Origin of the sequence: Simplicispira suum, assembly GCF_003008595.1 — a bacterium.
Taxonomy (GTDB): Bacteria; Pseudomonadota; Gammaproteobacteria; order Burkholderiales; family Burkholderiaceae_C; genus Simplicispira; species Simplicispira suum.
The window spans coordinates 1,218,140-1,240,170 of the sequence record NZ_CP027669.1 but is presented as its reverse complement, the minus strand read 5'-3'; the positions used below and the strand labels follow the sequence as shown (position 1 = coordinate 1,240,170).

Annotated in this window: 20 protein-coding genes and 1 tRNA gene; 14 read left to right on the top strand and 7 right to left on the bottom strand. The window is 63.0% G+C overall.

Annotation, left to right across the window (positions count from 1 at the left end; translation table 11 throughout):
- Positions 1–30: 30 nt before the first annotated feature.
- From rsmB to C6571_RS05815, 5 genes are all read left to right on the top strand, one after another.
- A complete protein-coding gene (gene rsmB / locus C6571_RS05835; RefSeq protein WP_106445860.1) occupies positions 31–1,416 on the top strand; it encodes a 16S rRNA (cytosine(967)-C(5))-methyltransferase RsmB in 1,386 nt (461 codons plus the stop codon).
- Position 1,417: 1 nt separating this feature from the next.
- Entirely contained in the window at positions 1,418–2,035 is a 618-nt protein-coding gene (locus C6571_RS05830; RefSeq protein ID WP_106445859.1) for a DUF4390 domain-containing protein, read from the top strand.
- An 8-nt stretch (positions 2,036–2,043) separates the two neighbouring features.
- Positions 2,044–4,329, top strand: coding sequence for a sensor histidine kinase (locus C6571_RS05825; protein ID WP_245901425.1), 2,286 nt, complete (start codon positions 2,044–2,046; stop codon positions 4,327–4,329).
- 34 nt (positions 4,330–4,363) lie between these two features.
- On the top strand, positions 4,364–5,047 hold the full coding sequence (locus tag C6571_RS05820) for a response regulator (protein ID WP_106445857.1): 684 nt from the start codon (positions 4,364–4,366) through the stop codon (positions 5,045–5,047).
- A gap of 51 nt (positions 5,048–5,098) precedes the next feature.
- Positions 5,099–5,174, top strand: a tRNA-Phe gene (locus C6571_RS05815).
- Between the two features lie 275 nt (positions 5,175–5,449).
- Here the strand turns inward: C6571_RS05815 and C6571_RS20160 are convergent.
- The 6 genes from C6571_RS20160 to C6571_RS05785 all read right to left on the bottom strand — a co-directional run bounded on the left by C6571_RS20160 (position 5,450) and on the right by C6571_RS05785 (position 12,212).
- Positions 5,450–6,835, bottom strand: a complete 1,386-nt coding sequence (locus C6571_RS20160) for a beta/gamma crystallin-related protein (RefSeq protein ID WP_106445856.1) — start codon at positions 6,833–6,835, stop codon at positions 5,450–5,452.
- A 273-nt stretch (positions 6,836–7,108) separates the two neighbouring features.
- Entirely contained in the window at positions 7,109–7,876 is a 768-nt protein-coding gene (locus C6571_RS05805; protein ID WP_106445855.1) for a class II glutamine amidotransferase, read from the bottom strand.
- A gap of 23 nt (positions 7,877–7,899) precedes the next feature.
- Positions 7,900–9,279: a DHA2 family efflux MFS transporter permease subunit gene (locus C6571_RS05800; RefSeq protein WP_106448070.1), complete on the bottom strand. Its 1,380-nt coding sequence runs from the start codon at positions 9,277–9,279 to the stop codon at positions 7,900–7,902.
- Positions 9,280–9,371: 92 nt separating this feature from the next.
- Positions 9,372–9,560, bottom strand: a complete 189-nt coding sequence (locus C6571_RS05795) for a 4-oxalocrotonate tautomerase (protein WP_106445854.1) — start codon at positions 9,558–9,560, stop codon at positions 9,372–9,374.
- A gap of 20 nt (positions 9,561–9,580) precedes the next feature.
- Positions 9,581–9,802 (bottom strand): cysteine-rich CWC family protein, encoded by a 222-nt coding sequence (locus tag C6571_RS05790; RefSeq protein WP_106448069.1) that lies wholly within the window; start codon positions 9,800–9,802, stop codon positions 9,581–9,583.
- Between the two features lie 202 nt (positions 9,803–10,004).
- Complete coding sequence (locus C6571_RS05785; RefSeq protein WP_106445853.1) at positions 10,005–12,212, bottom strand: malate synthase G; 2,208 nt, start codon at positions 12,210–12,212, stop codon at positions 10,005–10,007.
- Positions 12,213–12,544: 332 nt separating this feature from the next.
- Between C6571_RS05785 and C6571_RS05780 the strand changes: the two genes are divergently transcribed.
- Complete coding sequence (locus C6571_RS05780) at positions 12,545–13,477, top strand: LysR family transcriptional regulator (RefSeq protein ID WP_106445852.1); 933 nt, start codon at positions 12,545–12,547, stop codon at positions 13,475–13,477.
- Entirely contained in the window at positions 13,474–13,929 is a 456-nt protein-coding gene (locus C6571_RS05775) for a DUF2214 family protein (protein WP_106445851.1), read from the top strand. Before C6571_RS05780 ends, C6571_RS05775 begins: the two co-directional genes overlap by 4 nt.
- 62 nt (positions 13,930–13,991) lie before the next feature.
- Here the strand turns inward: C6571_RS05775 and C6571_RS05770 are convergent, their stop codons facing one another.
- Positions 13,992–14,315 carry a PsiF family protein gene (locus C6571_RS05770; protein WP_106445850.1) on the bottom strand — a complete coding sequence of 108 codons (324 nt, stop codon included), beginning with the start codon at positions 14,313–14,315 and terminating at the stop codon, positions 13,992–13,994.
- Between the two features lie 97 nt (positions 14,316–14,412).
- Here C6571_RS05770 and argS point away from each other — a divergent pair, with 97 nt between their 5' ends.
- The 7 genes from argS (at position 14,413) to C6571_RS05735 (ending at position 22,031) form a co-directional block, all read left to right on the top strand.
- Positions 14,413–16,110: an arginine--tRNA ligase gene (gene argS / locus C6571_RS05765; RefSeq protein ID WP_106445849.1), complete on the top strand. Its 1,698-nt coding sequence runs from the start codon at positions 14,413–14,415 to the stop codon at positions 16,108–16,110.
- 14 nt (positions 16,111–16,124) lie between these two features.
- Positions 16,125–16,754 carry an SPOR domain-containing protein gene (locus C6571_RS05760; RefSeq protein WP_106445848.1) on the top strand — a complete coding sequence of 210 codons (630 nt, stop codon included), beginning with the start codon at positions 16,125–16,127 and terminating at the stop codon, positions 16,752–16,754.
- A 54-nt stretch (positions 16,755–16,808) separates the two neighbouring features.
- Positions 16,809–17,450, top strand: a complete 642-nt coding sequence (locus C6571_RS05755; protein WP_106445847.1) for a thiol:disulfide interchange protein DsbA/DsbL — start codon at positions 16,809–16,811, stop codon at positions 17,448–17,450.
- Positions 17,451–17,602: 152 nt separating this feature from the next.
- The gene (gene lptA, locus C6571_RS05750; RefSeq protein WP_106445846.1) at positions 17,603–18,295 is read left to right on the top strand and encodes a lipopolysaccharide transport periplasmic protein LptA; all 693 of its coding nucleotides are present in this window, start codon (positions 17,603–17,605) and stop codon (positions 18,293–18,295) included.
- A 14-nt stretch (positions 18,296–18,309) separates the two neighbouring features.
- Positions 18,310–19,098, top strand: coding sequence for an LPS export ABC transporter ATP-binding protein (gene lptB, locus C6571_RS05745; RefSeq protein WP_420542625.1), 789 nt, complete (start codon positions 18,310–18,312; stop codon positions 19,096–19,098).
- A gap of 51 nt (positions 19,099–19,149) precedes the next feature.
- On the top strand, positions 19,150–20,709 hold the full coding sequence (locus C6571_RS05740) for an RNA polymerase factor sigma-54 (RefSeq protein WP_106445845.1): 1,560 nt from the start codon (positions 19,150–19,152) through the stop codon (positions 20,707–20,709).
- The gene (locus C6571_RS05735) at positions 20,706–22,031 is read left to right on the top strand and encodes a THUMP domain-containing class I SAM-dependent RNA methyltransferase (RefSeq protein ID WP_106445844.1); all 1,326 of its coding nucleotides are present in this window, start codon (positions 20,706–20,708) and stop codon (positions 22,029–22,031) included. Before C6571_RS05740 ends, C6571_RS05735 begins: the two co-directional genes overlap by 4 nt.

Below are 22,031 nucleotides of genomic sequence, written 5' to 3'. Positions count from 1 at the left end.
CGCTCACTTCTGTCACTAGCAACACACACCATGAATCGAGTCAGCGCCCCGCGCTCCCTGCCAGTGCCGATGGCCGCGCCACGGTCAAGTGCGCTGGCGACGCTTTTGCATGACGCGGCGGCCGGCCTGCGCGAGATTCGCGGCGGCCGCTCGGGCGCTGTGGCACTTCATGCGGCCGACACGCGCCAGCGACCCGGCGCGCAGGCGCTGCTCTACCACGTGCTGCGCCATCTGGGTCTGGTCGAGGCACTACGGGCCCAACTCGCGCCGCGCAAGCCAGCGCCTGCGGCGGATGCACTCCTGTGCACCGCGCTCGCGCTGGCGGCTGTGCCGCAAGAGCACCCTTACGATGCTTTCACACTGGTCAACCAGGCGGTCGAAGCCGCCAAGAGCGACGCTGCGACGCGTGGCCAAGCATCGTTTATCAATGCCTGTCTGCGGCGCTTTTTGCGCGAGCGTGAAGCCCTGATGTCAGCCGTCGCTGGAGATTTGCTTGCGCAGTGGAACCACCCGCTGTGGTGGATCCGGCGCGTGCAGAAAGAGTGGCCCGAGCACTGGCAGCAGATCCTTCGCGCCAACAACGTCCAAGCGCCCATGGTGCTCAGAGTAAATGAGCAAAAAAGCACTCCAGCGCAGTATGTACAAGCGTTGACAGCTATCAATATTGAAGCATTCGAGAAAAATGCAAACGCAGTCGTACTGATGAGCGCCGTCTCGGTGCACGGTTTGCCGGGATTCGCAGAAGGGGTGGTGTCGGTCCAGGACGCCTCCGCGCAAGCTGCAGCCCCTCTGCTGCTTGGCGGACTGGCGCTCAACGAGCCGCTGCGCGTGCTCGATGCCTGCGCCGCGCCCGGTGGCAAGACGGCGCATTTGCTTGAATTCGCGGGGGCCGATTCGCCCATGCAGCTCACAGCGCTCGACGTGGACCCACAGCGCTGCATACGTATCGAGGAGACCATGCAACGTATCGGGCTGCGCGCGCAGGTACTCGCACAGGATGCAGCCAGGCCGCAGGACTGGTGGCAGCAGTATTGCGCAGGAGAGCCCTTTGACGCGATCTTGCTCGACGCGCCGTGCACTGCGTCAGGGATCGTCAGACGCCATCCCGATGTGCGCTGGCTGCGCCGCGAATCCGACATCGCTCAGCTGGCCCAGGTTCAGGCCCGGCTGCTTGTCAAGCTTTGGCCGTTGCTGCGCCCTGGTGGGCGCATGCTGTACGCCACCTGCTCGGTGTTCAGGGCAGAAGGGCAGCAGCAGATCGAAACGTTTCTTGCCCGCAACAGCGATGCCAGCCTACTGCCGTCACCGGGCCATATCCTGCCCGCCGCCGCAGACACAGAAGGAAGCCTCCCCGACAATGGACCGGGGGGACACGATGGTTTTTTCTACGCCTTGCTACAAAAGACGAAGCGCTGACATGCGCAGCGCCTGCTCACGCCAGGTGCAGGTCGCGCTCAGCGTGCTGGTGCTCTGGATCAGCGCGCTGGTCTGCGCGCCTGTCCGTGCCCAAGGGACGCACACCGTGGCGCACATGGACATTGAACGCAATGCCGAAGGCTTGTTCCTGAACGTATCGACGGAATTTTCCTTGCCTGGTCTCGTCGAAGATGCCTTGCAAAAGGGGATTCCCATGACGTTCGTCGCTGACGCCGAAGTCGTGCGCGCGCGCTGGTATTGGTCCGATCAGATCGTTTCCTCCGTGCACCGCTACATGCGCCTGACGTACCAGCCGCTCACCCAGCGCTGGCGGCTGAATGTATCGGCAAGCCCATTTGATACCTCGGGTCTGGGCGTGTCGGTGGGCCAAACCTACGATCAGCTGCCCGACGTGCTGGGCGCCATGCAACGCATTGCATTCTGGAAAATCACCGACAGCAGCGACTTGGACGACCGGTCTTCGTACCGCGTGCATTTTCGATTTCAGCTTGATATGTCGCAATTGCCCCGTCCGCTGCAGATCGGGGCACTCGGGCGCTCAGGGTGGAACCTTTCCATCGCGCGCACCGAGCGGGTTCCTGCATTGGCTGCACCATGATATTTGGCATGGGCATTGCAGCTAAGAAGCCTGGCTCTGAGCCTTCGCGCGCGGTGCGCTGGGCCATTGGCGTGGGCATTGCCGTCACGGCGGCCATTGCTCTGGTGCTGATGTTTCTGCTCACCCTGGCTACCAACAACCGGGCCTTGTATGAGCGCAACTACGGCTGGCTTTTTGCCGCCAACGTTGTCGTCGCCCTGATCTTGCTAGGCGTGCTGGTTTGGATTGTTCTGCGGCTGGCGCTGCGCTTGCGGCGCAAGAAGTTTGGCAGCCGGCTTCTGGTCAAACTCGCAGCCATTTTTGCGCTTGTGGGCGTGATGCCTGGTGTGTTGATCTATGTCGTCTCCTACCAGTTCGTTTCGCGCTCGATCGAGAGCTGGTTTGATGTCGAGGTGGAGGGCGCGCTCAGTGCGGGTGTCAGCCTGGCGCGCGCAACGTTGGAAATGCAGGCCAGCGATTCGGCATCGCGCACGCGCACGGCCGCTGCACAGCTCAGCCAGGTACCGGACGCCGCCGCCGGACTGGTGCTCGAGAGAATTCGCGATCAGTTGGGGGCCAGCGATGCGGCGCTATGGAGCAGTTCTGGCGTGCTTCTGGCCAGCGTAGGCCAGTCGCGTTTCCGGATCGACGCCGAGCGACCCAGCGCACAGCAGCTGCGCATGCTGCGCCAGCAACGCGCATCGGCGCAGATCGAGGGTCTGGATGATCTGGATGAGCATGCCAAACCCGAAGCCATGCAGAAGGTGCATGTCACCGCCATGGCCCTTGTTCCTACCACCAGCATAGGCATGGGCCTGTTGGCCGAGCCGCGCTACATGCAGGTCACGATCCCGCTGCCCGCTGTTCTGGTTGGCAATGCGGTGGCAGTCCAGGAAGCCAATCGCGAATACCAGGAGCGCTCGCTGGCGCGCGGTGGCCTTCGGCGCATGTACATCGGCACGCTGACCCTGAGCCTGTTCCTCGCCGTTTTCGGTGCGGTGGTTCTGGCGGTATTGCTGGGTAACCAGCTCGCTCGTCCTTTGTTGGTACTGGCAGAAGGGGTGCGTGAGGTGGCGCAGGGCAACCTCAGCCCCAAGGCAGCGCTTCAAGGCAAAGACGAACTTGGAGGCCTGACCCGTTCGTTCGCCTTGATGACGCAGCAGCTCTCAGACGCACGCAGTGCCGTGGACACCAGCATGCAGGCGCTCGATACGGCACGCGAGCGCCTGCAGACCATTTTGGACAACCTCACATCTGGCGTCATTGTGATGGACGCTGCCGGCAGGGTGCAGTCTTTCAACCCCGGTGCGGAACGCATCTTGCGGGTCGCCCTGGAGCCCGTACTCGGACATTTGCTGGCCGATTTGCCCGATCTGAGCGAATTCGCCGCTGCGGTCCAGCGGCAGTTCGATGCGTTTCTTGCGCAGTGTGACCAGGGGGGGCCCGACCACTGGCAGCAAACTTTTGAACTGCATGCCTCGCCCTCTGGAGCGCAGCAACATGCGACGAGCCTGGTAGCCCGAGGCGCCGAGATGCCCGATGAGGCGCGTCTTCTCGTGTTTGAGGACATCACGGAAATCGTGTCGGCCCAGCGTGCCCAGGCCTGGGGCGAAGTAGCCCGTCGACTGGCACACGAAATCAAGAATCCGCTCACCCCCATCCAGCTTTCTGCCGAGCGATTGGAAATGAAGTTGCTGGCGAAACTGGCGGCACCGGACCAAGCGATGCTCACCAAGTCGGTGAAAACGATCGTGGACCAGGTGGAGGCCATGAAACGGCTGGTCAACGAATTCCGTGATTACGCGCGCCTTCCGGCCGCAGAACTCAAGCCGCTGGACCTCAATGCGCTGGTGCAGGAAGTGTTAAACCTCTACGAGCCTGGCCACAGCCATGTGCCTGTGCAGGCCGATTTAGATCCTTGTTGTCCCCCGATTTTGGGAGACGCACAGCAGTTGCGTCAGGTGCTGCACAATCTGGTGCAGAACGCGCAGGACGCTACGGAACAGGCGATGCAGGCGAGCGCTGCGGCAATTTCGGCACCCGTGAGTCTCACCACCCGGTTTAGCGCGGCGTCTCACCGTGTCAGCCTGACGGTGTCCGACCAGGGTCCCGGTTTTCCTCCCCACATCCTGCAGCGCGCGTTTGAACCGTACGTGACAACCAAAGATCGCGGCACAGGCCTGGGCCTGGCGGTGGTCAAGAAAATTGCCGATGAACACGGCGCACGCATCACTCTCAACAATCGCGAGCAGGATGGACATCCCGTCGGTGCACAAGTATCGCTATCATTCGCGGCAACGCACGTGACGACATAAGTTCGGCACGTCGCAGATTCAAGGCATTTCGCACATGGCAAATTTATTGGTGGTAGACGACGAATTGGGCATACGGGACCTTCTATCCGAGATCCTGAATGACGAAGGCCATAGCGTCGATCTGGCGGAAAACGCCACGCAGGCTCGCATCGCCCGCAATGCGAACGAATACGATCTGGTGTTGCTCGACATCTGGATGCCCGACACCGATGGCGTTTCTCTCCTCAAGGAGTGGGCGGCCAGCGGCTTGCTCACCATGCCGGTCATCATGATGAGTGGTCACGCAACGATCGACACAGCGGTGGACGCCACGCGCATCGGTGCGTTCGCCTTTCTGGAAAAACCCATCACGCTGCAGAAATTGCTCAAGGCCGTAGAGCAAGGCTTGGCCCGTCATGCTGCGCGAACGACCCCCCCTGCGGTTGTCGCGCCCATAGTTGCGGCCCCGGCCCCTGTCGTAAGCGCCGATGCAACCGTGCAGCAGTTTGCCGTGACCATGGAGCTTGAGCAGGGCCCCCATGCGCACCAGGGCTTCGATCTGGACCGTCCCTTGCGCGAAGCGCGCGACGGATTTGAAAAGGCCTATTTCGAATTTCACCTCGCGCGCGAGGGAGGCTCCATGACGCGCGTCGCCGAAAAAACCGGTCTGGAGCGCACCCACCTCTATCGCAAGTTGCGCCAGCTCGGCGTCGACCTGGCCCGCGGTAAGCGCAATTAGTTTCACACCAGGAAAACTCGCTCAATTTTCCTGGCTATAATTTATGGCTCAGGCCCGGTAGCTCAGTCGGTAGAGCAGAGGATTGAAAATCCTTGTGTCGGCGGTTCGATTCCGTCCCAGGCCACCAAATAATTTCCTTTGTTGATCAACAGATTGGCGAGGGTATAGAAAAAAAGCGACCCCCAAATGGTCGCTTTTTTTGTTTCTCTGACGCAGTCTCTGTCACTCGCGTCGGGAAAGCATGGTGGGCGGCCACCTCTGGCCGCTCCCGATTCCAGGATGACGTCCCTTCAGACTAAGGCATCACAAGGATGCGCGACGGGTTGATACCCATCGAACATCCTTGCCATGCGATCTGGAAGCTTGCCAGGCACTGGAATCTGGCTTGAGCAGCAGGCACATTCACGTGCGTGGTTCACCTTGCGCGTTGACGCTGATAGTGCGACCTGGCGGGGAGGCCATTTGAATGCGATGCTCTTCGCCCCTGAAGGTGTAGGTCACATCCCAATACTCGGTACGCGCCTGATGCGGCAGGTCTTCACAACGCTGCACATTTTGGGGTACGGACTGTGGACTGCCGTTTCCGCCCATTCTGGAGCCGATCACCGCCCCCGCAATCGCGCCGCCCGCAGTAGCAATGTCCTTGCCGGTGCCCCCACCAACCTGATGCCCCAGAACGCCGCCCAGCAGGGCGCCCAGGACCGCCCCGGGAGCATTCACCTGGTTTTCGTTCTGCGGCGCTTGCTCGCGTTCGATCCAGCAGCGCTTTTCGGGTGTACCCACCACGGCATGCACGGAAGTTACATCCGCCTCAAACAGACGCTCGTCCTTGCGCTGGCGGTAGTTGGGCGCAGCGATCGGTGCAGGAGCATAGCGCCGCTCATCGATCCGCGCATCGCGGCCGATCTCACGTACCGACGAAATGCTGTTGCTCAGTCCCATGGCTGCCAGCGATGGGTACTGGCCTGGCCGCAAGATCCTGCATCGACCGTTAAAGCGGGCGTCGTCGCAGACTTCCCACTGACGGTTTCCAACGACCACGGCTGAGGAAGCCCGGTCATTGAAGCCGCTCCTTCTGAGATTCTCTAAGGATTTGTCGGTGGTGAAAGCGCGGCCTGCAAAACCTTCTTGCTCGAAAAAGGCGATTTGTGCAGGTTCCGGCGCCGGCGCCTTTGTCACGCTCTTGCGAACCGAAGAGATGCGATCACTCAGATCGGTTCCCCTCAATGTTGGATATTCACCGGGGCGCAAGACAACACAGCGACCGTTGAAGCGGATATCTTCGCAAGCCTCCCACCGGTCGGGCCCGGTCACGACAAGCGATGAGACCCGGTCATTGAAGCCCTTGCGGCGGAAATCCTCGACCCGTTTGTCGGTGGTAAAGGAGCGCCCACCAAAGCGTTCGTCCTCGTAAAACGTGATTTGTGCAGGCGCCGGTGTCGGCGCATAGCGCCGCTCGTCGATGCGCTGGTCGCGTCCGATGGCGCGAGCCGATGAAATTCGATCGTTCAGCCCCAGCGCTGCCAGCGTCGGGTACTGGCCGGGACGCAGCACGACGCAACGCCCCCGATACCGTGCGTCTTCGCAAATCTCCCATCGCTCGTTCTCCACCGATACCGAGGATGCGCGGTCATTGAAGCCGAAGCGGTCCAGATTGCCGATCTGCTTTTCCGTGGTGAACGAACGGCCTTGAAAGCCCTGTTCCTGGTAAAAAGTGATTTCCGCGCTGGCCTGCGCGGTCGCCGCCGATACCACTATTGCCCATACTGCCTTGGTAATTGCTTTCATCGCGGGTTCCTATCCAAAGTTGTGACAGGACGCAAAACCTCGCCCTTCAAGCACCATAGGCCGATGAGTCCGTTCGACGAGTAGGAAATGGCGCCGCGACGCGGCCAGACGTCGGTGCCAGCAAGGAACGGACTTTTGCCCTCCTGGCCGTCCCCGCTGTGGACGTTTACGCGTTCGGAGAAACCGGTTTGGGGTTCACTCGCGGTGGCCTTGCCGCAAGCAATGGAGATGTGCATGTCGGCGATGCCATTCCCCCAACATCCGAATCTGCGGCTACAGCGTCAATGCCGAACCGTCGACAAATACCTTGAGTTCATGGCGCGCAAAGGCTTGCCAGCACTCATCGCGCGTCAGCGGCGCAGTGACAATGACGGCCACCCGGTCGGTGGCCTGGGTTTCGCGTGCAAAGTCCACCGACAGGTCTTCGTCTGATAGATGGGCTGCGGCAAAGGGGTGACGGCGCTCTATGTAATGCAAGTCTGTCGAAGCGTGCGCCCACAACGCCAAGCCATTGGACAACAGGAAATTGAAGGTCCCATGCCGAGCGATTCCCGCCGATAGCTCGCGCAGGGTCAGCGTCAGCTCCGCCACGCTGGGCAACTGCGCGTGCGACTTGGAAAGCTCCTGCATGAGCCAGCAAAAAGCACGCTCGCTGTCGGTGTCTCCTACCGGATGGAAGCTGCGGTGCAGATGCGGCTGAAAGTCTTTCAGATCCCCGTTGTGTGCAAACACCCAGTAGCGCCCCCACAGCTCACGCACAAAGGGGTGGCAGTTTTGCAAACTGACCACGCCCTGCGTGGCTTTGCGGATGTGCGCGATGACGTTGCTGCTCTTGATCGGGTAGCGCCGAATCAGCTCGGCCACCGGTGAGTCGACAGCGCGTTCGTGGTCGACAAAGTGGCGCACGCCCCTGCCTTCAAAGAAGGCGATTCCCCAGCCATCGCTGTGGTCCCCCGTGCGGCCGCCCCGCTGCGCGAAGCCGGAAAAGCTGAAGCGCACGTCGGTGGGCGTGTTGCAGTTCATTCCAAGGAGCTGGCACATGATTCTTTGGGCTCGTTGCAGGATTAGGCCTTCGGGGCAGCGGCACGCAAGCGCCAGGCCGCCAGCATGGCCACGGTGCAGAGCATCGCGAGCATCAGAAACGTGTCCCCAAATGCCGCAATGCGTGCTGGGCTCGATCCTTGCGATGCCAGAGAAGCACCATGCGCCGCAAGGCGCCACTCAAGCACGATGCCGCACAGGCTCACCCCGGCCGCACCGCCCAGCATGCGCAGAAAGCCAATGGCACTGGAGCCCTGAGCAATCAGTGCCTTGTCCAGCGGGCGCATGGCACCAAGGTTGAGCGAAGGCAGGATGAACCCGAGCCCGATGCGTCCCAAGATGGCAAAAGCGACCAGCAGCCACAGCCCCGAATCAAGCCGCACCAGCACCATCAAGGCGAATGAGAGTGCCAGCAAAAAGAGCCCCACCGAAACCAGCACATGCGTCGGTTGCCGGTCCGCGAGTCTGCCCACAACAGGAATGGTCACTGCAAGCACAATCCCAGCCGGCAGCAAGATCGTCCCCACCAGCGAGGCCGAGAGCTGCAGCCCCAGCTGCATGAAAACCGGCAACAAGTAGGTGGAGCCGAACAAGGCCGTTCCGTAGATAAAGGCGACGATGCTGCCCATGGTGAACTGCCGGTAGCCAAACAGGCGCAAATCCATCAGCGGCCGGCGCCCGGTGCGGGCCAGTCGCGCCTGCCACCAGATAAAAAGTGCGGTGCAAGCCGCCGCGCCGCCCAGCAAAGCGAGCGCCCGCTCCGGCGGGCCCTGGTGCAGTTCCACCAGGCCATTGAGCAGGCAGAGCGTGCCCACGCTTCCCAGCAGCAGCCCCCGCCAGTCCAGGGTTTCGCCTTCGCCGCCCGCTGCAACGCCGCCTGGCGCCGTGCTGGGCACGAATTTGAACGCCAGCCAGAGCGAGGCCAGGCAAAACGGCACCACCATGAAAAAAATCGAGCGCCAGCCAAACCAGTCCACCAGCAGGCCGCCGATGCTGGGCCCCAGCGCCGGCGCGAGCACTACGCCCATGCCAAAGACTCCGCTGGCGCGCCCCTGCTCGTGTGGCTGGAAGGCATAAAGGATGACGACTGCCGGAATGGGCTGGACGATGCCCGCCGCAAGACCTTCAGCAACCCGCCCCAACAAAACCATGGAGAAATTGCCAGCGGTGCCACCCGCAATTCCGCCCCCCAGCAGCAGCAGCATGGAGCCGACGTAGGTCATTCGGTAGCCAAAGCGCGCCAGCAACCAGGGGGTGGTGAGCATCGAGGCGGTCATTGCCACCATGAACCCCGAAGCCACCCACTGCGCCCGGCCCTGGTCCAGCGAGAAATGCTGACTCATGTCCGGTATGGCGACGTTGACCACCGTGGACGACATGATCGACGCCATCGTGCCGACCATGACCGACAACAAAACCAGCCAGCGGTAGCGCTCGCCGTAACGTGCGCGCAGCGCCTGCAGACTGCTCGAAGCGCCAGCCACTCACATCTCGCTCAGCTGCGATCGGACCAGAGCTTGCCGCCGGTGGCCCAGTTCTCCCGCTTCACGTCCGTGATCAGGATGTCCACCGATTCCGGCGCACCGCCGAGGATTTCGACGGAAACGCGTGTGATCTCTTCTGCCAGGCGGCGCTTTTGTTCGACGGTGCGGCCTTCCATCATTTCGACGTGGTAGGTGGGCATGGCATTCCTTTGAAAAACAATCAGATATCGGCGGCATCCGCCTGCGCGCAAGCCGCGCAAAGACAGCGCCGCTGCCGGTCTTGGCTTGCAACGCGCGCCAGAGCGAGCGGCGACACCCGCGTGCCCATGCACCAGCATTGCGCGGCGTCCTCGCAGGCTGCCATGCTGCACGCGTTGTCCTGCTCGCACAGCGGGCAACGCAGCACAGCAGCGGTGGCAAATTCGGGCAGCGGTGTTGTCATGGTGAGTGGGTCAGCGGCAGTGCAGCCGTCGGGCGGCAATTTGCGTGCCGCGTACGAGTGTAGAGCTTTGCAAAAAATGGCGTGGTACCCGGTCAGTACCACGCCAAAAATCTACAAAAATCGGCCTCTAGCGCTTATTCCGTAAGCATTGGCAGCACTCAATTTGATAGCATCTGCCGGTCGATGGTGCGGGCTGTACCGATCAGGCCGCCGCCTTCACCTTGAGCCGCCAGGCGTGCAGCAGCGGCTCGGTGTAGCCGCTGGGCTGCTCCTTGCCTTTGAAGACCAGCTCGCAGGCAGCCTGGTAGGCCATGCTGGTGTCGAAGTTGCCGGCCATGCGCTGGTACAGCGGGTCGCTGCCGTTCTGCTGGTCGACCACCGCAGCCATGCGCTGGAAGGTGGCCTGGATGCGGCCTTCGCTCACCACGCCATGCAAGAGCCAATTGGCCATGTGCTGGCTGCTGATGCGCAGCGTGGCACGGTCTTCCATCAGCCCCACGTTGTGGATGTCGGGCACCTTGGAGCAGCCCACGCCCTGGTCCACCCAGCGCACCACATAGCCCAGGATGCCCTGTGCGTTGTTGTCCAGTTCCTGCTGGATTTCTTCGTCGCTCCAGTTCGGATTGGCGCTGACGGGAATGGTCAAGAGGCCGGTGAGCAGGTTGTCGCGCTCGGCGTTGGCGTCGATCTTTTCCATCTCCTTTTGCACGTCGCTGACCAGCACCTGGTGGTAGTGCAGGGCGTGCAGCGTGGCGCCCGTGGGGCTGGGCACCCAGGCGGTGTTGGCGCCGGCCCTGGGGTGGGCGATCTTTTGCTCCAGCATGGCCGCCATCAGGTCGGGCATGGCCCACATGCCCTTGCCGATCTGCGCCTTGCCGCGCAGCCCGCACGAGAGGCCGACGAGCACGTTGTTCTTCTCGTAGGCCTGGATCCAGGCGCTGGTCTTCATGTCGCCCTTGCGGATCATGGGGCCGGCGTACATGGCGCTGTGCATCTCGTCGCCAGTGCGGTCCAGGAAGCCGGTGTTGATGAAGGCCACCCGGCTGGCGGCTGCGGCGATGCAGGCCTTGAGGTTGACGCTGGTGCGGCGCTCTTCGTCCATGATGCCCAGCTTGACGGTGTTCTCCGGCAGGCCCAGCAGTTGCTCGACGCGGCCGAACAGTTCGCTGGCAAAAGCGACTTCGGCGGGGCCGTGCATCTTGGGCTTGACGATGTAGACGCTGCCCTTGCGCGAGTTGCGAATGCCGTCCTTTCCGTGCCCCTGCAGATCGTGCAGGGCGATGGTGGTGGTGACCACAGCGTCCAAGATGCCTTCGGGAATCTCACGCACCTGGCCTTGCTTGTCGGTCCACAGGATGGCCGGATTCGTCATCAGATGACCAACATTGCGCAGGAACATCAGTGAGCGGCCGTGCAGGCGCACTTCGCCCCTGCCGGCCGGCGCCGTGTAGACGCGGTCAGGATTGAGGCCGCGCGTGAAGGTCTTTCCGCCCTTGGCGACTTCTTCGGTCAGCGTGGCTTTGAGGATGCCCAGCCAGTTGCTGTAGCCCAGTACCTTGTCGTCGGCGTCCACAGCGGCCACCGAGTCTTCCAGATCGAGAATGGTCGAAAGCGCGGCTTCGAGCACCAGGTCGCTCACGCCGGCGGCATCGGTCTTGCCGATGGGGGTGCTGCGATCGATGCGGATATCGAGATGCAGGCCGTTGTGCTGCAGCAGCACGGACGAGGGGCTGGCCGCATCGCCCTGGTAGCCCATGAACTGGGCCGGGTTTTTCAGGCCCGTGCTGGCCCCGCCTTGCAGTGCGACGACCAGCGCGCCGTTCTCGACGCGGTAGGCGCTGGCATCGGCGTGCGAACCCTGGGCCAGCGGGGCCGATTCGTCGAGCACGCGGCGGGCAAAGGCGATCACTTTGGCGCCGCGCTTCTCGTTGTAACCAGGGCCTTTCTCGCAGCCATCGGTTTCGGGGATCGCGTCGGTGCCATAGAGCGCGTCGTACAGGCTGCCCCAGCGCGCGTTGGCGGCATTGAGCGCGTAGCGGGCGTTGAGAATGGGCACCACGAGTTGCGGGCCGGCTTGCAGCGCCAGCTCGTCGTCCACGTTGGCGGTGGTGGCCTTGACCTCAGCCGGCTGGGGCACGAGGTAGCCAATTTGCTCCAGAAACGTGCGGTAGGCCAGCATGTCCATGATGGGGCCTGGGTTGGCCTTGTGCCAGGTGTCCAGCTCGGCCTGAAGGCGCTCGCGCTCGGCCAGCAAGGCAATATTGCGCGGGGCCAGGTCGGAGACGATGGCATCAAACCCTTTCCAGAAGGCGGCGCTTTCGAGGCCGGTGCCAGGAAGCACCTGTTCGTCAACGAAGCGCAGGAGCGTGGTGGCCACTTGCAGGCCGTGGAGAGAGGTGCGATCGGTCATGGGGGAGCCTCGGTAGGAATCGGGAAATGACAGGACGCCCGGGTGGTGGAAATTCCGGCCAGGGCGGCCACTGCCTCTGGCAGAGACTTTATTCGAAATCAATTGAACTATAAACAGCTTGAAAAGTTGAAAACCAGTGACTTATTTGCAAAGATCAGGTGCGTCCATCGGTCGCTACCGAGGTGAATACGGCATCATCGCAATCAAATCAATAGCTGTCTGCGCCCGCCAGATAAGCGCTGGAGGTCAATTCAATCAAAATTTTCCGTCCTGGCCTGGGTCTTGTTGACCGTATGCTCCAGGAAAACCCCTTGTCTCCATAATCGGCACCCATGGACAAACTCAAGGCTTTCGAGTCTTTCGTATCGGTCGCCACGCGCGGCAGCCTCACTGCGGCGGCGCGGGCGGAGGGCGTGGCGCCCGCCATCATGGGGCGGCGGCTCGATGCGCTGGAGGAGCACCTGGGCGTCAAGCTGCTGGTACGCACCACGCGCCGCATCAGCCTGACGCACGAAGGAAGCGCCTTTCTGGAAGACTGCCAGCGTGTGCTCTCCGATGTGGCCAATTCCGAGGCCAGCGTCTCGGCCGGCGGCATCAAGGCCAGCGGGCATTTGCGCATCACGGCGCCGGCCGGATTCGGCCGCCGCCATGTGGCGCCGCTGGTGCCGAGCTTTCGCGCGCAGCACCCCGAGGTCACGATCTCGCTCAACCTGAGCGACCGCGTGGTCGATCTGGCGGGCGAGGGCTTTGACTGCGCCGTGCGCGTGGGCGATCTGCCCGATTCTTCGCTGGTCAGCGTGCGCGTGGCCGACAACCGGCGGCTTTGCGTGGCCACGCCGCAGTACCTGGCCCAGCACGGCACGCCGGCCGAGCCGGCCGATCTGGCGCAGCATGCCTGCCTGACCTTGTCGAGCGAGGCCTCGCAAACGCGCGGCTGGGCGTTTTGCATGCCCTTGCCGGGTGGCGGCAGCGAGGTGACGCACCTGCGTCCGCGTGGGCCGCTGGATTGTTCGGACGGCCAGGTCTTGTTCGACTGGTGCCTCGCCGGCCACGGCATTGCCTGGCGCAGCACCTGGGAAGTCGAACGTGAGATCGCCTCGGGCCAGCTGGTGGCGGTGCTGGAAGACTATGCCGCGCCGCCCAACGGCATCTACGTCGTCTTTCCCCAGCGCAAGCACCTGCCACTGCGGGTGCGCTTGTGGATCGAATTTCTCAAACACCACTATGGCCAGCCGCAGTTCTGGCAAATCGGAGTGCCCGCGTGATTCTGGAATCGTTTCTGGCCTTCTTCCATTTGGTCGCCATCTTCACCATGGTGGTCTTCATGGCAAGTGAAGCGGCGATGTGCCGCACCGAATGGATGAATGCCGCAGTGGTGCACCGCCTCGTGCGCTTGGATCTGATCTACGGCATCTTCGCGCTAAGCGTGCTGCTGGCGGGCCTGGCGCGCACATTCTGGGGTGTCAAGGGCGTAGCTTGGTACTGGAGCCAGCCACTGCTTTATCTCAAGCTCGGACTGTTCATTGTCATTGTGCTGATGTCGCTCCGGTCCACCGCTTCCTTCTTGCGCTGGCGCCGCAACCTGGTCGCGACAGGCGCGCTGCCGCCGCCCGACGAGGTGCTCGCAACGCGCCGCTGGATCATGATCGAAACGCATTTGATTGGCCTGGTGCTGCTCGCTGCGGCGCTGCTTGCGCGCGGTGTGCTGACGCTCTGAAAGAGGCCCCATCCAGACAAAAAAACCCCGCGATCGCGGGGTTTTTTGCGCGGCGCATGGGCTTACTTTTTCAGGCACTCGCTCATGAATGCCTTGCGCTCAGCGCCCTTCTTGCCTGCGGCTTCGGCGTTGCAGGTCTTCATCTTGCTCTGCTGGGTGGCCTCGGCCTCAGGCTTGTTGCTCAAACAGGTCTTCATGAAAGCCTTGCGCTCGTCGCCCTTCATGCCTTTGGCGTCCGCATTGCAGGTTTTCATCTTGGACTGCTGCTTGGTGGGCGCTTTGGCGGCGGCAGGCGTGGCGGCCACAGGCGCGGGGGCGTCGGCGGCCCAGGCGGTACCGAATGCGCAGGCAAATCCAAGAGTGGTCAGGGCAAGAAACTTTTTCATTGGTGCTCCGTTGGAGGAAAAAAACGGGGCCAAAGCACCCCGCGAGCGCAATATACGCCTGAGCGAAGCGCGGCGGCGCGCCCCGTAAAATCCGCCAATGCTTACTGCCAAAAAACAACTGCTCGCGGCCCTGGCCGACGTGCTTGAGAGATTTTCCCCCGGCGCCGGCGCACGCGCTGCGTTCGAATCGCCCAAAGTGGCCGCCCATGGCGACTACGCCTGCACTGCCGCCATGCAACTGGCGAAACCGCTCAAAGCCAACCCGCGCGAACTGGCCGAACGCCTGCGCGCGTCGCTGCTGGCCACGCCCGCCTTCGAACACTGGGTGGACGGACTGGACATCGCCGGCCCCGGCTTTCTCAACGTGCGCCTGAAACCCGCTGCCAAGCAGCAGGTGGTGCATGAGGTGCTGGCGTCGGGTGCGCATTTCGGCATGCAGCTGCCCACGGGGCGCAAGGTGCTGGTGGAATTCGTCTCGGCCAACCCCACGGGGCCGCTGCATGTAGGTCACGGCCGTCAGGCGGCGTTGGGGGACGCTATCTGCAATTTGTTCAGCACCCAGGGTTGGAAGGTGCACCGCGAGTTCTATTACAACGATGCGGGTGTGCAAATTCAAACGCTGACGAACAGCACGCAGTTGCGCGCCAAGGGCTTCAAGCCGGGCGACGAATGCTGGCCAGTCGACCCTGAAAATCCGGCAAGCAAAGCGTTTTACAACGGTGATTACATCCAGGACATCGCCAACGATTTCCTGGCGAAGAAAACGGTGAAGGCCGATGACCGCGAAGTCACTGCCAGCGGCGATGTCGACGATCTGGAGTCGATTCGCCAGTTCGCCGTGGCCTACCTGCGCAATGAGCAGGACAAGGACCTGCACGCCTTCAACCTGCAGTTTGACGAGTACTACCTCGAATCGAGCCTCTATACCAGCGGCCGCGTGGAAGCCACAGTGAACCGACTCATTGCCAACGGCAAGACCTATGAGCAGGACGGAGCGCTGTGGCTCAAGAGCACCGACTACGGCGACGACAAGGACCGTGTCATGCGCAAGCAAGACGGTACCTATACCTACTTTGTGCCCGACGTGGCCTACCACATCGCCAAGTGGGAGCGCGGCTTCACCAAAGTGGTGAACGTTCAAGGCACGGACCACCACGGAACCATCGCCCGCGTGCGCGCTGGGCTGCAGGCCGCCGACGTGGGTATTCCGCCGGGGTACCCCGACTATGTGCTGCACACCATGGTGCGCGTGGTCAAGGGCGGGGAAGAAGTCAAGATCAGCAAACGCGCCGGCAGCTACGTGACGCTGCGCGACCTGATCGAATGGACCAACAAGGACGCCGTGCGCTTCTTTTTGCTCAGCCGCAAGCCCGATACCGAATACACCTTCGATGTGGACCTCGCGGTGGCGCAGAACAACGAAAATCCGGTGTACTACGTGCAGTATGCGCATGCGCGCATCTGCTCGGTGCTGGCAGCCTGGGGCGGTGAGGTTGCGGGTCTGGCGGGTGCCGATCTTTCTCCGCTGGACGGCCCGCAGGCGCAGGCCCTGATGCTGCAACTGGCCAAATACCCCGAGATGCTCATCGCTGCCACCGAGGGCGAAGCACCGCACGACGTCACCTTCTACCTGCGCGACCTGGCCGCGAGTTACCACAGCTACTACGATGCCGAGCGCATTTTGGTGGACGACGAGCGCGTCAAAACCGCGCGTCTGGCACTCGTCGCCGCCACGGCGCAGGTATTGCACAATGGGCTGGCGGTGCTGGGTGTCTCGGCGCCGCGCAGAATGTGAAACACGGCAAGCATATGAACAATAAACAAACGGGCGGGACCATCGTTGGATTCATTCTCGGCTTGCTGGTCGGGTTGGGCGTGGCACTGGGCGTCGCCGTCTACGTCACCAAACTGCCAGTACCCTTTTTGAACAAGGGCGCCACGCGCAGCAGCGACCAGGACAACGCCGAGACGCAAAAGAACAAAAATTGGGATCCCAATTCGCCGCTGTATGGCAAGAGCGGCGCGCGCCCGGCGTCTGCAGGCGCTGTCGGCCCGGCCGCAGGCGTTGCTGCAGCGCCGGCGTCGGCCGCAACGGCAGCGCCAACGCCCGCGACGGTGCCTGAAGATCCCTTGGGGGATCTGGCAAAGGCACGCAGCACCGCAGAGTCCGCAGCAGCGGCCGCGCCCGCAGCCAGTGTCGATCCCTTTGACTACTATGTGCAGGCAGGGGCATTTCGCACGAAACAAGATGCCGATGCACAGCGCGCCAAACTGGCCATGCTGGGCTGGGAGGCGCGCCTCAATGAGCGCGAGCAGGGTGGTCGCACCGTGTTTCGCGTGCGCATAGGCCCCTTCGTCAAGCGCATTGATGCCGAGCAACTCAAGGAGAAGCTCGATGGCGCCGGGGTGGAGTCCGCCCTGGTGCGTGTGCAGCGCTGAACTTTTTTGTCCCGGTCCCAGTCCCACGGCCGAACCCTCACAGGAGCCTTTTGAATGAATCGTCGAGATTTTTCCGCCACGGCAGCCACCGCAATGGTCGCGTCGAGTTTTTCGTTGCCCGCTTTTGCACAGAACGCTGCGCCCAAGGAAGGCAAGGAGTACACCCGACTGTCCAAACCCGCTCCTACCGATGCGCCGGCCGGCAAAGTCGAGGTGATCGAGTTCTTTTGGTACAACTGCCCGCACTGCAACGAATTTGAGCCCACGCTGGAAGCCTGGCTCAAAACGCCGCCCAAGAACATGGCGTTCCGACGTGTTCCCATCGCATTCAATGCCAGCTTCGCGCCGCAGCAAAAGCTGTACTACGCATTGGAGGGTTTGGGCAAGGTTGACGAACTGCACGCCAGGCTGTTTCGCGCAATCCATGTCGAGAAACAAAATCTGTCCAAGGACGATGGAATTTTTGCCTGGATCGGCAAGCAGCCGGGCATGGATTTGGCCAAGTTCAAGGAGATGTACAGCTCTTTCACCGTCTCCAACCAGGTCCGCAAAGCGGCTCAGTTGCAAGACGCCTATGGTGTCGAAGGTGTCCCGTCCATGGGCGTGGCGGGCCGCTACTACGTCGATGGAACCATGGCTGGCAGCTTGAGCGCCATGCTGAAGGTGGTGGAAGCCCTGGTCGCCAAGGGGGCATAGGCTACAGCGCAGAGCCCCACTCAGGCTGCGGCCCGCTGATGCGGGCCTTTTTTTGCTTGCGCGTGGCACAATGATTGCAAGATTCGTGCCGCCACCAGATCGCTGTGCGCGCCCTCGCCGGGCGACGGTGCGCGCCCACTTCGGACCTTCGCATGCTCCCCATCTCCTCGTTTTCCAATTCGAACCCCGTGCGGCGTGCCCGCGCTGCTGTGCTCCCCTGGGCACTGGCTGCGGCACTTTGCGCGCTGACTGCGCCGCCCGCTCTCGCGGAAAAATCCGATCGCAACCAGCCCATGAACATCGAGGCTGACCAGCTCAAGCACGACGAGCTGCAGCAGACCAGCGTGTTTACGGGCCGCGTCGTGGTGACCAAGGGCAGCATCGTGCTGCGCGGCGCGCGCCTGGAGGTGCGCCAGGACGCCGACGGCTACCAGTCGGTCGTGGTGACGGGCGGTGGTGGAAAACGCGCCTTTTTCCGCCAAAAGCGCGATACCGCTGCGGGCGCGCCCGAGGAGTTCATCGAAGGCGAAGGCGAAACCATTGAATACAGCGGCAAGGCCGACACCGTGCGCTTCATCACGCGCGCCGAATTGAGGCGCTTTCGTGCAGGTGATTTGAGCGACGAGATCACCGGCGATGTCATCGTCTACAACAACCTGACCGATGTCTTCACCGTGGATGGCCGCAATACCGGCAAGTCACCGGGCGACGCCGGCGGTTCGGGCGGACGTGTGCGCGCCATACTGGCCCCGCGCGATGCGACGCCCGCCACACCGGCTGTGCCTGCGCCTGGCCCGACTCCGGAACTCAAGCCCAGCGATCGGCTGGAAGGCGCGCGCCGGTGAACGCGCCGGAGGAAATGGTCAGCGCAATGGCCAGCGAACCGACCAGCGAGTCGATCAATGAATCGAGCTTGCTGGAAGTGCGCCACCTGGCCAAGGCCTACGGTGGGCGCAAGGTGGTCAAGGACGTTTCGCTGAACGTGCGCAAAGGCGAAGTGGTGGGCTTGCTCGGCCCCAATGGTGCCGGCAAGACCACCTCGTTCTACATGATCGTTGGCCTGGTGCGCAGCGACGCAGGCGACATCTTCATTGATGGCCGCTCGGTGGGTGACATGCCGATTCACCGGCGCTCGCGGCTTGGCATGTCTTATCTGCCGCAGGAGGCATCGATCTTCCGCAAACTCACGGTGCAGCAAAATGTGCGCGCCGTGCTGGAGCTGCAGCATGGCGAAGATGGCAAGCCCCTGTCCAAGGAAGTGATTGAGGAGCGTCTCACCTCGCTTTTGCAGGAGCTGCGTGTGGAGCACCTGCGCGACTCGTCGGCGCTCTCGCTCTCGGGGGGTGAACGGCGGCGCGTCGAGATTGCCCGGGCGCTGGCGACGCAGCCGCGTTTTATCCTGCTTGACGAGCCTTTTGCCGGCATCGACCCGATCGCCGTGATCGAGATCCAGCGCATCATCGGTTTTCTGAAGGCGCGCGGCATCGGCGTATTGATCACCGACCACAACGTGCGCGAGACGCTGGGCATCTGCGATCACGCTTTCATCATCAGCGAAGGCGAGGTGCTGGCCGAGGGCACACCGACAGAAATCGTCGACAACGCGGAAGTGCGCCGGGTGTACCTGGGCGAGCACTTCCGGATGTAGCGTGATGGGCGCATTCCTTTCTTTGCCTGCGCGCGGTGGTGGTTGGGTCGCATGAAGCCGGGTCTGTCGCTGCGCGTCTCGCAGCACCTGGCCTTGACGCCGCAGCTGCAGCAATCCATCCGTTTGCTGCAGCTCTCGACGCTGGAAATCGCCCAGGAAGTCGAGCAGATGCTGGACGAAAACCCGTTTCTGGAACGCGAAAACGAAGAGGCGCCACGGGAAGAATTTGGCCTGGCGCAGGCCGATATCCCGGCAGAGAGCACAGACACAAGCATGGAGTTTGCTACGTATTCAGGAGCTGATAACACAAGCACAGCAAGCGCTGAGAGCCAAAATGACTCAGATTCCCCGGCCGACGACCTGCTGGATTGGTCCGGTGACGGAACGCACGAGATGGCGCCGGACGACGCCGAGTGGGGCGGCGACGCCCCCGCGCGAGTGTCCAGCGATTCCGGCGAAGGCACGGGCGATGCGCTCGACCGCGCCCATGAGCACGGCTCGCTCACCGACTTCCTGCACCGCCAGGCGCTGGCGCTGCGGCTCGGGGACATCGACCGCGCGGCGCTCTCCTTCCTGATCGAGTCGCTCAGCGACAACGGCTACCTGGAAGATCCCATCGAGGCGTTGGCCGCAGGCTTGGCGCAGGGGGACGCCGAGGAAGCCGAAGAACTGGTGCACCGCTTTACCGTGGCGCTGCGTTTGTTGCAGAGCCTGGAGCCCACGGGCGTGGGCGCGCGCCATCTGGGCGAATGCCTGAGCCTGCAGCTGCGCGAACTGCAGGCGGACGGCGTGCACGATGCAGTTCTGGTGGCCACGGCGCTGTGCATCTGCCAGCAGCCACTCGACCTGTTGGCACGGCGCGATCTGCGGCGTCTGGCGCCGCTTTGCGGTGCCAGCGAAGAAGCCACGCGCGCAGCCATGGCCTTGATTGCGCAGCTCGAACCCCGGCCTGGGCGGCGCTTTTCCAATGTGGAGCGCAACGCCATCGTGCCCGACGTCCTGGTGCGCCGCGTGGGCACGGGCTCGGCACAGTTCGTCGTTCAGCTCAACCCCGATGTGATGCCGCGCCTGCGCGTGCACGACATCTACGCAGGCGCCCTGCGCGGCCACCGCGGCAGCGACGGCCACCAGGCACTGCAGCAGCGCCTGCAGGAAGCGCGCTGGTTCATCAAGAACATTCAGCAGCGCTTTGACACCATCCTGCGCGTCTCCAAGGCGATTGTCGAGCGGCAGAAAAACTTCTTTGTGCACGGCGAACTCGCCATGCGCCCGCTGGTGCTGCGCGACATTGCCGACGAGCTGGGCCTGCACGAATCGACCATCTCCCGCGTCACCACCGCCAAGTACATGGCGACACCCCAGGGTACCTACGAACTCAAGTTCTTCTTTGGCTCGGGCCTGGGGACGGACACTGGGGGCAATGCGTCGAGCACGGCGGTGCGGGCGCTCATCAAGCAGTTTGTCGCCGCCGAGAACCCGGCCAAGCCCTTGTCGGACAACCAGATCGCCGACATGCTCAAAGAGCAAGGCATTGAATGCGCGCGCCGCACCGTGGCCAAGTACCGCGAAGCGCTGAAGATACCCATCACCACGCTGCGCAAGACACTATGAATCAGCTACAACTTTTCTTGCCCTGCGCCGCCGGCGTCGAGGGTTTTCTGGCCGACGAGGTGCACCAGATCACTGGGCTCACCGGCAACGATCTGCTGGTGGGACGCGGCGGCGTGCTGCTCAAGGCTTCTTGGCGCGATGCGCTCTTGCTCAACCTGAAAAGCCGTCTGGCGCAGCGCGTGCTGGTGCAGCTGGCCCAGGGTTTGTACCGCAACGAGAACGATATTTACGCCCTGGCGTCCAGCATTGCATGGGAAATCTGGTTCACGCCGCGCCAGAGCTTCAAGGTGGAGGTCACGGCCCAGCACAGCCCGCTGACCAGCCTGAACTTTGCCGCGCTGCGCACCAAGGACGCCGTGGCGGACCGCTTTCGTGCCAAGGCTGGCGTGCGCCCCGACGTGGACACGCAGTGGCCCGACGTGCGCGTGCACCTGCACCTGACCACCGACGAAGCCACGGTCTACATCGACACCTCCGGCGAGCCGCTGTTCAAGCGCGGCTGGCGCAACGTGCGCGACGGCGGGGCCAAAGGCGACGCCCCGCTCAAAGAGACGCTCGCCGCCGCCATGATCGCCGCCACCGGCTGGGATCCGCACGGCGAGGCGCCCCTGCCGCTCTACGACCCCTGCTGCGGCAGCGGCACGGTGCTGATCGAAGCCGCCCAAATGGCCTGCCGCATCGCGCCGGGCCTGCAACGGCGCTTTGCCTTTGAAAAATTGCTGCCGTTTCAGGCGCATGTCTGGGGTGCTATCAAAGAAGAAGCTAATAGCGCAATTACTGCCTGCGCTACGGGCATATTTGGCAGTGATATTTCACACCGCATGGTCGATTTTGCCGAGCACAACGCCCAGCGCGCTGGCGTCGCGGGCGCGCTGCAACTGCGCGGCGGCGACGCCCTGCAGCGCATGCCGCCCTGCGAGGAGCCGGGGATCATGCTGCTCAACCCGCCGTATGGTGAGCGCATCGCCGCCGCAGGCAGCGCGGGCCAGAACGCGCGCGAGCGCGCCCAGCAGCGCGCGCAGGGCGCGGCGGTGGGCCGGGAAGCGGCAGAAGTACCGGGCGCGGAGGGGGCTGGGGGAGACGGCAGCGAATTCTTCCAGCAGCTTGCCAGCCACTGGAAGAAAAACTACACCGGCTGGCAGGCCTGGATGCTCACGCCCGACTTGAAGCTCCCCGGCAAGATGCGTCTGAAGGAGTCGCGCCGTGTCCCGATGTGGAACGGCCCCATCGAATGCCGGCTGTTTCGCTTTGACCTGATTCGCGGCAGCCTGCGCAGCCGGTCCGTCGATGCGCTTGCTCCCGCTCCGGCCGATGGCACATGA